Genomic DNA, 11,780 nt, shown 5'->3' with positions numbered 1-11,780 from the left:
TCCTCCCTGAAGACGTCGTTGCCTACCAGAACCCCCACGGGCGCAAATCCTGGTTCATGTTCGACGACGAAATCGTCACCCTCGGTGCTGGAATCACCGACCCCCAGGGGCGCCTCCTGACCACCTCCGTGGACAGCCGGACCAGCCTCGTCGATGCAAGTGCGCGCTACACGTGGGCAAATCGCAGCGGTGATGTCGGGTCTGGCGCCACCACTGGAGACTTGGCGTGGGTCCGCTGGACGGACCCCACACTCGACACCGCCGTGGGCTACGTCATGCTCAACCAGGGGGACGTCCATCTGCAACAAGTTGACCGGACCGCACAAGCCGGCAATCCCCCGCCGACGCGGACCATCTCCAGCATCTTCTACGAGCACGATGGAAAAGAGGAGTCCAGGGTCGCCTACATCCTGGTGCCGAATGCGACCGAGGAACGACTTGCCTCGTATGCACATTCGAGCATTCGGGTGCTGATGAACACCACGAACGTCCAAGCGGTTACCCACGGAGACGTCGGCGTCACCATGGCGAACTTCTTCGCCGCGGGTGAGGCCGGCCTGGTCAGAGCCGACGGCGCTACCGTGGTGGTCCTCAATCGCAACCCCGACGGCCTTGTCCGTCTTGCTGTTTCCGAACCGACGTTCGCACGTGAGCGGGTACGCCTCACGCTCGCGCTCCCCGACCTGGAAATGATCTCGGCCGACGACGCAGTCTCAATCGAATCAGGAAGCGACGCCAGCACGCTGGTGATCGACACTAAGGACGTCAGCGGGCGAGTGTTCATCATTGAGATGACAACCTCGGCCGGTCCCGTGCACGAGGTATCAGCCGCATTTGACCACGCAGTGGCCACCGACGCGATCGCTGGTCCTGTCGCCGCTCGTCTGAGAACGTCGCTCCGTATCGCCGAGCGCCACGCGGAGGCGGACCGCAATCCGCAGGCCATCCAAGCCCTAAGGCGGTTCCAGGACCAACTGACCGCACCACGCCCACCCGACACCGTGGATCCGGCAGCCAAGGACCTGCTGGTGCAGAAGGTCGAGACCGCAATCGCGCAACTCTCCTGAATCCAGATGGGCGGGCCCGCGTCATCCGCTCCCGCAGTTGGGCGGGCTGACCCAGCACCAGCACCGCCCAGAGAAACCTGACCAAGGAAGGCCCATGGTTGACCTATCCCGACGAAGCCTGTTCGCTCTCGCGGGCGGCACCACCCTGGGAGTTGCCGTCGCCGGTATCCCAGTTCGAGCACTGGCCAACAGCGCTGATCATGAACTCTTGCTGGCCAACTACACCGCGATCTTCGCGGGAACTGCGACCAACAACTCCCACCCGGCCGCAGCGGCGAAGGTCGAAGCGATCCAGGGGGACGGTGACGGCTACGCCGCTCGGCTCCGGCCCCGTTCGCAATGGGAGGATAACTTCGGCGTCATCAACAACGTCCGGCTGGGGCCGGAAAACTCCTCGAACGGCCCAACCGCCAGTGGCAGGCTGACCAGCACGTTCAGGGTCTTGGGCAGCATCGCGCTCGCAACCGCGACACCAGGTTCCACCTCGTATGGCGACATCACCCGCCAGGACGCGGTGATCGAGGCGCTGCGATGGGTGATCGAGAACTACTACGACGTCCCCGGGGACATCTACACCGGCGAGGGAGACAAGTACGGCGACTGGTGGGACTGGGAAATCGGCTCACCCAACCAGATCACCTTGGCGCTGGTGTGCCTTCGTCACCGGATCGTCGAGATCGATCCAAGCCTGATGCAACAAGCCCTGGATGTGATGGACAGTCACCTCACCTTCGTCCCGAAGTTCCACACGGGCGCGAACCGCGCTGATATGACCATCAACTATTTGATTCAGGGCGCACTTGTCGGCGACGGCGCACGCGTGGTTGAAGGGCTGGAGAGCCATCTCACCGTCATGGCCACCATCGATCCCATCGATCCTGCCGAGAACATCACCGACGGCTTCTATCCTGACGGATCGTTCCTCCAGCACGGCAACGTACCCTACACCGCCACCTATGGCAGGAACCTGCTCACGCGGGTCATGCAGTTCACGCAGATCATGGCCGACACCTCCCTTCTGCCGGAGGGTGAGTTGACGGACACTTTGATGTCGTGGGTACGCAACAGTTTCGCACCGGTGCTGTACGAAGGTCACTTCTTCGAGCACCTCAAGGGACGCGTGGCAGCCCGAATCAACGTGGGGTACGACGACACCCCTGTGATGGTGGAGGCGCTGACGGACCTGACCCGGTACGTGCGCGGGCAGACCGCCGACGACCTGCGAGCGTATGTGAAGCACCTCGCCACCGACACCCTTGCAGTGGTGAACGCGGACGACTTCGCCTCTCCGGTCACGCCCGTGACCCTGCATGCATTGCTCGCTGACACTGCTGTGACGCCACGTGACCCCTACTTCCCGTCAGGCCACGCCACCTTTAACCTCATGGAACGGGACGTGCACGCCCGCACCGGCTACCGCTTCACCATCGCCCGGAGTTCAGAACGCATCGGCAAATACGAGACCATGAGCGGCGCCAATCCACGCCCATGGTTCCAAGGTGAGGGTGCCTACTATTTGTATCTCACCGGACAGAATCATCCGACCACCTACGGCGGCGAGTACCTGCACGTGGTGGATCCCACCATGCTCGCTGGAGTGACCGCTCAGGTGGGTGAATCGCGCGAACGGACCGGGAGCAGCCCCTGGGGGACCAATGCACACTCGGGTGGTGCCAGTGTCGATGGCTTCGGAACCTCAAGCATGACATTGTCCCCCGAGTTCAACCTGGAGTACGTCAATCCCGACGGTTGCAAGTCCTGGTTCATGTTCGAAGGGGTGATCATCGTGCTCGCGGCAGACCTGACCGAGAGCAACGGACGCGATCTGCGCACGTCGGTCGATACTCGACTGTCCACACATTCCAGCAGCACCGAGGTGTCGTGGACGACGAAGGATGGCGTCCCTGGCAGCGGGCCCGTCGACGCGGTCCGCTTGTCCAACGCCCGCTGGCACGATCCTGAGGTAGACGCCGCCGTCGGGTACATCTTCCTGGACGATCATCCAGTGACGCTAGGCCTGGACGATGACAGCACTACCGTGAATAGCGTGCTGATCGAACGCACGATCGCGAACATCTCCTACCTGCATCCCGGCACGGCACGGACGTCGTTGGCCTACGCGTTGGTACCGAATGCTACCGACGAACTCCTGGCGACGTACTCTCACGCGTGCATCGAGGTACTGGCCAACACATCAGAGGTCCAAGCCGTCGTCGACACGAGGTCCGGGGTCACGATGGCAAACTTCTTCTCCGCCGGCGATGCGGGGCTCCTCAGTGCCGACGGGGCGACTTCCGTGGTAGTGAAGCAGAACGGTGACGGGCACCTTCGACTCGGCCTCTCCGAACCCACGTTCTCCCGTGACCAAGTACGCTTCACGCTCGCCCTGCCCGACCTGGACCTGGTCGCTGCCGACGAGGGCGTCTCGATGGAGTCCGGACATGACGCCAGCACGCTAGTGATCGACACCAAGGACGTCAGCGGACGGGTCTTCACCGTCGAGATGACCACCTCTGCCGGGCCTGTGCACGCAGTATCCGGAGCATTCGACCGGTCGGTGGCCACGGGCGCTATCGCTGCTCCGGTCGCCGCTCGCTTACGGGCGTCGGTGGGTATCGCCCAGCGTCACGCAGAAGCGGGTCGCAACCAGCAGGCCATCCAGGCTCTGGAGCGGTTCCAGTATCAACTGACCGCACCGCACCCGCCCCACACCGTGGAGCCCGTGACCAAGGATCTGCTGGTGCAAAAGGTCGAGACCGCGGTCGCCCAACTCTCCTGAGTAACTGGTTCTGTATTCATTCCCTGTTGATGCTGCAGACTCCTCGGGAAGGAGGGATAACTCGTGAGAATCGAACAGCATCACCACGACGTGGTAGTCGTGGGTGGCGGGTTGGCCGGAACGTCTGCGGCGATCGCCGCCGCACGCAACGGCCGCAGCGTCGCGCTACTCCAGAACCGCCCGGTGCTGGGTGGCAACTCCAGCAGCGAGGTGCGCGTGTGGGTGTGCGGGGCCACCGCCACCGGACATCAGCGGTACGCCCGGGAGACCGGCATCGTCGGCGAGTTCTATCTCGAAAACGAGTACCGCAACCCACTGGGTAACCCCCAGTACTGGGACCTTGTGCTGCTCGAAGCGGTCAAGAGCGAACCGAACATTGACCTGTTCCTGAACACCCACGTGCTCGATGTCCACATGGCTGGGCAGCGGATCGAGTCTGTCGTGGGCCATGTGCTCGGCTCCGAACGCGAGGTGCACATGCACGCGCAGTTCGTCATCGACTGCACCGGCGATGGCTCAATCGCAGCGGCGGCCGGCGCCGACCATCTGCTCGGCCGGGAGGGTCAGCACGAGTACTCCGAGTCCTGGGCACCCGCCGAGAAGGACGACCTGACCCTCGGCAGCACGCTGTTGTTCTACACCCGCGAGGAGTCCGAGGCGGTCCCATTCATTCCGCCGTCGTTCGCGATCGATGTGCAGGCCACCTCAATCCTGGAATCACGTGTGATCCACACCGGCGACAACGGCGCCGACTACTGGTGGATCGAGTGGGGCGGTGAACTCGACGTGGTCCACGACAACGAACGGATCCGCGACGAACTCTGGGGCGTCGTCTACGGCATCTGGGACTACATCAAGAACTCCGGGAAGTTCGACGCCGAGAATCTCACCCTCGAGTGGGTCGGGTCGGTGCCAGGCAAGCGCGAGTACCGCCGAATCCTGGGCGAGACGATCATGACGCAACGGGATATCGAACAGGACCGCCGCAAGTCGGACGCCATCGGGTTCGGTGGCTGGTCCATCGACTTACACCCTCCGAAGGGTGTCTATGAACCGCGCGGGGCGGCGCAGCAGATCTACCCGCCCGGTCTGTACGACATTCCATTTAGCGCGCTGCACTCCCGCAACATCATCAACCTGTTCATGGCAGGACGTAACGTCAGTGCCACGCACGTTGCGTTCGGCTCCATGCGGGTGATGGCCACCTGCGGCGTCATGGGCGAGGCTGCCGGTACCGCAGCCGCGCTGTGCGCTGAGCAGGGAATCGACCCCGCCGGCCTGCGCGAGTCCGTGACCGCGCTCCAACACCGGCTGATCCGGCACGATGCCTCCCTGATCGGCGTGCCGTGGACCGATCCCGCCGACAGAGCGCGAGGGGCCCTCGTGACCGCCAGTTCCTCACTGGATCCGGATGCCGCGAGTCACATCGACGGTTCGGTCCGACTGAGCGCCGATACCGCCGTCCTCTTTCCTCGGACGAGCGCCGCACGCGTCGCCCGTGTCTACCTGAACGCGAAGCAGAGCACCTCCGTGCAGTACGCGTTCCACACCACAGCAGACCCGCTCACCTACGTACCCCAGGAACTCCTCACCTCCGGCACGGTGAACATCGAGGATTCCGGGAGTCGATGGCTCTCCCTCGAACTCCCCGCTGCCCGGAACGATGAGGAGAATCTGGTCCTGGTTCTATCCGCGAACGACGACGTCTCCTGGCACACCCATCCCGACTACCTGTTCGGTCAACTCGCGATGCGCCGCCGCGCCGACCTCGCCACCCGCGACATCGACCTTCACGTGGATGACCGCGCACCGAACGAGATCGTGCAGTGGGACATCAAGGCGCTGAACCGCACCCGGCTGGCGCTGCGGATCGACGACGGCGGTCCTTACGCGCCAAATCAGGTCATCTCTGCATACAGCAGACCGTTCGCGGGTCCCCAGATCTGGTCATCGGCACCGATGGCGAACGGGCCGGAGTGGGTGGAGTTGCGGTGGGATGTGCCGCAGTCGATCGAGGAAGTCCACCTGCTGTTCAACGACGACGTGAATGAGTACGCCAACAACCTGCACTACTCCCGGTGGCCGTTCCGCGTCATTCCAGAGATCGTGGCCGATTACGACCTGGAGGTCTACCGCGACGGAGCCTGGCACACGTCCGTAGCCGAGCGCGGTAATCGGAAACGACACCGGGTCCATGCCTGCTCCGCCGCAAACGTGGAGGCGATCCGGGTGAAGGTGCTGGCCACCAACGGGTCCCGTTACGCGCAGGTCGTGGCGGTCCGGGTCTTCTGAGGGCATGCCGTGCTATCGACCAACGTCTCTGCCCGCCAGTTAAAGTTCCAGACACTCGCCAGCGACCTTCGGCGGGGCATCGACGCCGGCACCTGGCCGTTGGGTACCAAATTGCCGACCGAACGAGAGTTGGCCGAGTCCACCGGTTACTCGATCAACACGGTCCGCCGGGCGATCGATGAACTCGTCCGCGATCAACTGGTCGAGGTGCGCCAGGGTGCCGGAATGTTCGTTGTTCGGGAGCCCCGGCAACGCCGGGTCAGCGAATCCTCCATCGGAGTGCTGCTCCCGGACACGAGTCTATATTTCCCGAAGGTGTTGCAGGGGATCGAGCAGACCCTGGCGAGCGCAGAGACTGGGTTGATGCTGGCGACCTACCTCTACGACCCGGTTCGGGAGACACGAGCGATCGAGCGGTTCATGCAGTCCAACATCGATGGATTACTCCTCGTGCCGAGCATCAGCAACCTAGATCTGGTGATGCAGCGGATCGACGCACTCGAGAAACTCGGTGTTCCGGTAGTCCTGATCGAGCGTCGCTTCGATACCTTGGGATCAGCAGACCCGACGGAATTCGTGTGCTCGCATCATCAGGCCGGCGCCTTCGCTGGTGTCCGGCACCTGCATCGCCTGGGACATGAGCGAATTGCATTGTGTCTGCGAGAGAAGTCCTGGACCGGACGTTCGATCAGGCTCGGCTTCGACGAGGCCGCACGACGTTTCAGCCTGAAAGGCTCACTGATGATCTCCGCGCCATGGGACGAATGGGACGAGCCACGGGCGCGTGCCACGCTCAAGCGCCTGCAGCGGAACGGTGTCACCGCTGCCCTGGTGTTCGGTGATCGTGAGGCGACCATCCTGCAGTCCGTCGCGCGCAAGGTCGGCATCCGTATTCCCGAGGATCTCGCCATCGTCTCCTACGACGACGAGACTGCCGAACTGGCGGAGGTCCCTCTCACCGCACTGGCACCGCCCAAGCACCGGCTCGGACGGCTTGCAGCTGAGGTTCTGCTGAACCGGATCCGAGAGGGGGAGGAATCTCCGATCCATCAGATCTTCTTGAGACCCCGGATCGTGGTCCGTGATTCGTGCGGGAGTAACGGGCCTCAGGAGCCACCGCCGGCTTGACGGAAGACCGAGTGGAGATGCTCGATCGCCACCTCCAGCGGCGCAACGCCTGGGAACCACACCCGCTCCCACTCCAGTGACACCCAACCGGAGTATCCGCGCTCCTGGATCGTCTTCAGGATCGCGACCAGCGGGACCGCGCCATCGCCAGGTAGTTCGGGTGCCGGATCACTCCTGCCCACTGCATCTTTGACCTGGATCCAGCCATTGGTGAGCCAACCGGACAGGTGGTCCAACGACTCACCCGCGCTCTCTCCGACCCGCCAGGTGTGCAGGACGTCCCACACGGCCGTGAGCGAGCCGGTAGCGGCATCCGAGTCGACTGCCGCGTCCAGGAGTTTGGCGATGTCGGCCCCAGCACAGTGGGAATCGTGCGTCTCCACGGCGATGTAGACCCCCGCGTCGCGCGCGATATGAGAGGCCTGCACGAGCCGGTCTACCAGTTCGCCGTCCTCGGTGCGATCCGCCCCCTTGCCGGCACCGGGAAAGACGCGCACATGCGTTGCCCCCAGCCGGTTCGCATCCGCCACGGCCGCCTTGAGATGCCGAATGAACTCGCTGCGCGCCCCCGCGCCGACCTTCACTCGCGAAGCCAGGGCGACGAAGTCCAACATCGCCAGACGATCGCGGATGCCGGAATCCTGGTACTCCGCGGGCACGACCGCACCGTGTCTGATCTCGATTCCCTGAATGCCTGAGCGCTCGACCAGATCCAGGAACACTGACAGCCCCTCCTCGGGCACGCCGAGTCCGGAGACGGCCAACGTCAACGTCGCCATCAATACCTCGGGATGGTGTTGAAGGCCGTCGCCAAGGGGAACGGGCTCCGCCCAGGTCCCACCGTGTCCACCTGCCCGGCGCCGCTCACCGGCAAGGCCCGACCGTCGACATCGGTGCGTGCATGCTGGTGGAACCATGCATTCAATTGGTCCTCCAGTTCCGTGCGCAACGCGGCAGCGTCGGGGGAACCGATCAGGTTCGACCGCTCCCCCGGGTCGGCGACGAGGTCATAGAGTTCGTGCGGCCCATGGGGATAGCGATGGACGTACTTGTGCCTGCGGGTGCGGATCATCCGCACCGGCCCGTACTCATCGAACACCACAACCCGCTCACGGGGATCTTGCCCCTGTTGCCCCATCAGAGTGGTGACGAAGGACCGCCCAGGGCCGTTCTGCGGCGGATGAGCGATCCCGCAGAGATCCCGCAGTGTTGCGGCGACATCATAGGCGGACACCAGGGCATCGCTCACTTCACCTGCTGGGATACGGCCCGGTTGCCGCATGATGAACGGCACCTTCACTGATTCGTCGTACATGTTCTGGGGGAAAGTCGCGTTCCCTTTGCCCCAGATCCCGTGCTGGCCACAACTGAATCCGTTATCGCTGGTGAAGATCACCACCGTGTGCTCGTCCAATCCGAGGTGCGACAGGCGCGACAGCACCCGACCGATGCCGGCGTCCATCGCGGTGACCGCCGCGAAGTAGCCCTCGAGCGCTGCGCGAGTATCCGGTTCACCGCCGATCGGGGCGCCGTCCACGATGGGTACCCACGGATGCAACTCCTCCTGCGGCAGCGAGGCGAAGGCACAGTCGCGATACAGGTCGGTGTATTCCGTGGGGTGGTTGTTCTTCCACGGACTGTGCGGAGCCGTGTAGTGCAACGATAGATAGAATGGGTCTTCTGTCCGCGACTCGTCCTCGAGGAAGTCACAGGCAGCATCGCTCAGGACGTCAGTGACGTAACCCGGTGCGTCGACGGGCCCGTTCTCGTCGTACAGCGGCGCACCGTAGTACGGCCCGCCTCCTCCGCCATGAGCCAACCAGCGGACGAATCCCGGGCGCGGCCGGTCATTGGCGCCGAGGTGCCATTTACCCACGAGGCCGAGGCGATAGCCGGCGTCCGCCAGGTCGTCTGTATACAGACGTTGACCGCCGAGGAAGTCGTGACCGTCTGCTCCCACATGCCGAGCGTCGAGATAGTCATGCACACCGTGAGCCGAGGGCATCTGCCCGGTCAGGAGCGTGGCCCGAGCTGGTGAACACACCGGCGAGGCGCAGTAGAACTCGGTGAACCGGGTACCCTCCGATGCCATTCGATCGATGGTCGGTGTCCGTATCTCGGGGTTTCCGGCGCACCCGAGGGCCCACGGGCCGAGATCATCTGCCATGATCATCACGACGTTCGGCCGATTCGTGTCCCGACTAGCCATCGCCTATTGTCACCTCACCACGACCTGCGTCAAGAGCGTCAACCCATCATCGCTCGCGGGCATATGTCACGACAATGCCCCGGAGTGCTGCCTCATCGGCACCGTGACCGGCCGGCCGGTGTCCGCGGCTTCATAGATGGCATGCACGGCCGCCACGACCGTCCGGCTCAGGGCGGTGCTGACGGGGAACGGTGTTCCGTGGTCGACGAACTCGACGAACGCCGCGAGTTGGTTCCGGAACGCGGCGGGTATGTCCCCTTCGGACCGTTCATGCAATGTCTGTTCCGTGTCTCCGACGCGCATCAGGGTCCCACGCCTGGAGTCGGCCACGATGGTGCCCTCGTCCCCGACGACGGTGACCTGATCTACGAGGCGAGGCGGTGTCGACGTCACGGTGATCGATGCCCGGAGTCCGTTCGTCATCGTCAAAAGTGCGGTGGCATCGGTCTCCACGCCAACGCCGAATCGCGACGCGGTGCTGGCAGCCTCGATCCGCTCCACCAGGGCACCGGCCAGCCAACTACTCCGATCGATGCAGTGACTACCGATGTTCATCACGGCTCCCCCGCCTGCCACTTCCCGGTCGAAGAACCACTCTGGTCGTGTTCCCGGGCGGTAGTCGGTGCTTCGCAGGTCGTGCACCAGACGCGGAGCCCCGATCCACCCGGACCGTACGGCGTCGTAAGCAGCCACCTTCTCGGGTAGGAAGTGTTGGATGTGGCCCACAGCCAACGCAACCCCTGCTGCCTCGCACGCCTCGATCATCAGGTCGCAATCCGCAACTGTGGTCGCCATGGGCTTTTCCAACAGCACCTGCAACCCGGCCTGCGCCGCATCGAGGACCATCTGGGTGTGCAACGAATGCGGCGTGCTGATGACCACGGCGTCGAGGTCGCTGTCGAACATCTCGCGGTAGTCGCTGTACACCCGTGCACCATGGGGTTCGGCCACGGCTTCGGCTTCAGACAATGAGCGAGAGGACACCGCGGCTACGTTGACGGTGGGCAACGCTGCGGCCGCTTGGGCGTGCACCGCACCGACCGCGCCGGCCCCCAGGAGCCCGAGTTTCATACCTTCTCCTTGATTGGTTGCGCGGCCTCTAAGGCGCCACACGAACTACGGATGACGATCGGTGGGCGCAGGGTGATCTGGTGTACGGCGTGCAGGTCGTTTCCCTCCACGCGCTGCAGGAGGGTCTCCGCGGCGAGCCGACCCAGTTCGTGCTTCGGCGGGGAAACCGCAGTCAGCGGGATATCCGCGTACGCGGCGCTCTCGTCGTCATACGCAACCAGAGCGAGGTCCTCAGGGATACGGACGTCGGCACGTCGCGCAGCAGCCTCGATCCACGCCGCTTCCCTGTCTCCGAAGACCAGCGCCGCGGTCGCCCCCGACTTCTGCAGTTCTTGCAGCGCTACCTCAGCCCGCTCCAAGGACCATTCCGCAGCCGGTGCGGTGTCGATCGGAAGAGTTGGCAACGCTACGTCGTGCACGGCTGCCTTGTACCCCTGGGCCACCCAGATGCCCGTGGGGTTCGGGTACCGGCACACCAGACCGATCCGCTCGTGCCCCAGCCCGCGCAGATGGTTCACCGCGTCGTACGCCCCGCCTGCATGGTCGGTGCACACATACTCCGAACGGTCCGAGAGTCGGGCCTGAGTGTCACGTCGTTCCAGCATGACTACAGGCACCGGTAAGTTGAAGAGCACCTCGATCTTCTTCTGCGAATCCGCAGCGGACAGGAGGTCGGGAACCGCGATCAGACCATCGATGCCGCTGGCCATCAGGGATGCCATGTCGCGTTCCTCCTCGGCCGCGTCGTAGTGGTAGCACGCGAGGACCATGCGGGCAGAGGCTCCGGAGAGCGCGCTCTCCACGCCTGCGAGCACACGCGGGTAGTACTCCGTTGTGCTTGGGACGAGTACGCCGATCGTGCGCATGGCCCCCGCGCCTGCCCGGGGGTCAGTCGAGACATAGGAGCCGGAGCCCTGCCTGCGCACGATCAATCCATCGTCGGCGAGTTCGTCGAGTGCTCGTCGAACAGTGGTCAGCGACAATCCCCGCTGAGCCATGAGTTCCTTCTCCGTGGGCAACTTTGCTCCGGGCTCCCACCTCCCGCTCAAGATCTCCTGACGGAGGTCCTTGGCCAGTGCACGGAACTTCAACTCCCGCCCGCTCGTGGCGTCATCCACGGCCGCCCCACTCTCCCTTGATTGATTCCTTTGAAAAGGATGCACCTAAGGTGCATTAGATGAAGAGTAGCGGAGCCGAACCGGACTTGCACCCACCTTTGCTCATCGCAAGCTCA

Annotated in this window: 8 protein-coding genes; 4 read left to right on the top strand and 4 right to left on the bottom strand. The window is 64.0% G+C overall.

Features of this window, described 5'->3' with window-relative positions:
- The 4 genes from ACPL7H_RS19040 to ACPL7H_RS19025 form a co-directional block, all read left to right on the top strand.
- Positions 1 to 1,067, top strand: a 1,067-nt coding sequence (locus ACPL7H_RS19040) for a polysaccharide lyase family 8 super-sandwich domain-containing protein (protein WP_424798312.1), incomplete at its 5' end; no start/stop codon positions are given.
- Positions 1,068 to 1,275: 208 nt separating this feature from the next.
- Positions 1,276 to 3,846 carry a polysaccharide lyase family 8 super-sandwich domain-containing protein gene (locus ACPL7H_RS19035; RefSeq protein WP_424798311.1) on the top strand — a complete coding sequence of 857 codons (2,571 nt, stop codon included), beginning with the start codon at positions 1,276 to 1,278 and terminating at the stop codon, positions 3,844 to 3,846.
- A gap of 63 nt (positions 3,847 to 3,909) precedes the next feature.
- Positions 3,910 to 6,138 carry an FAD-dependent oxidoreductase gene (locus tag ACPL7H_RS19030; protein ID WP_424798310.1) on the top strand — a complete coding sequence of 743 codons (2,229 nt, stop codon included), beginning with the start codon at positions 3,910 to 3,912 and terminating at the stop codon, positions 6,136 to 6,138.
- Between the two features lie 9 nt (positions 6,139 to 6,147).
- Entirely contained in the window at positions 6,148 to 7,266 is a 1,119-nt protein-coding gene (locus tag ACPL7H_RS19025; RefSeq protein ID WP_424798309.1) for a LacI family DNA-binding transcriptional regulator, read from the top strand.
- Here ACPL7H_RS19025 and ACPL7H_RS19020 read toward each other — a convergent pair.
- The 4 genes from ACPL7H_RS19020 to ACPL7H_RS19005 form a co-directional block, all read right to left on the bottom strand.
- Positions 7,245 to 8,045 carry a sugar phosphate isomerase/epimerase family protein gene (locus tag ACPL7H_RS19020; protein WP_424798308.1) on the bottom strand — a complete coding sequence of 267 codons (801 nt, stop codon included), beginning with the start codon at positions 8,043 to 8,045 and terminating at the stop codon, positions 7,245 to 7,247. The genes ACPL7H_RS19025 and ACPL7H_RS19020 overlap by 22 nt on opposite strands.
- Positions 8,045 to 9,439, bottom strand: a complete 1,395-nt coding sequence (locus ACPL7H_RS19015; RefSeq protein WP_424798313.1) for a sulfatase-like hydrolase/transferase — start codon at positions 9,437 to 9,439, stop codon at positions 8,045 to 8,047. The genes ACPL7H_RS19020 and ACPL7H_RS19015 overlap by 1 nt, the downstream gene beginning before the upstream one ends.
- Positions 9,440 to 9,541: 102 nt before the next feature.
- Positions 9,542 to 10,546: a Gfo/Idh/MocA family protein gene (locus ACPL7H_RS19010; protein WP_424798307.1), complete on the bottom strand. Its 1,005-nt coding sequence runs from the start codon at positions 10,544 to 10,546 to the stop codon at positions 9,542 to 9,544.
- Positions 10,543 to 11,664 carry a substrate-binding domain-containing protein gene (locus tag ACPL7H_RS19005; protein ID WP_424798306.1) on the bottom strand — a complete coding sequence of 374 codons (1,122 nt, stop codon included), beginning with the start codon at positions 11,662 to 11,664 and terminating at the stop codon, positions 10,543 to 10,545. Before ACPL7H_RS19005 ends, ACPL7H_RS19010 begins: the two co-directional genes overlap by 4 nt.
- Positions 11,665 to 11,780 lie beyond the last annotated feature (116 nt).

Origin of the sequence: Pseudactinotalea sp. Z1732, assembly GCF_049724975.1 — a bacterium.
In the GTDB taxonomy this organism is placed as follows: Bacteria; Actinomycetota; Actinomycetes; order Actinomycetales; family Beutenbergiaceae; genus CALKWS01.
This window is presented reverse-complemented; position numbering and strand designations above follow the sequence as displayed.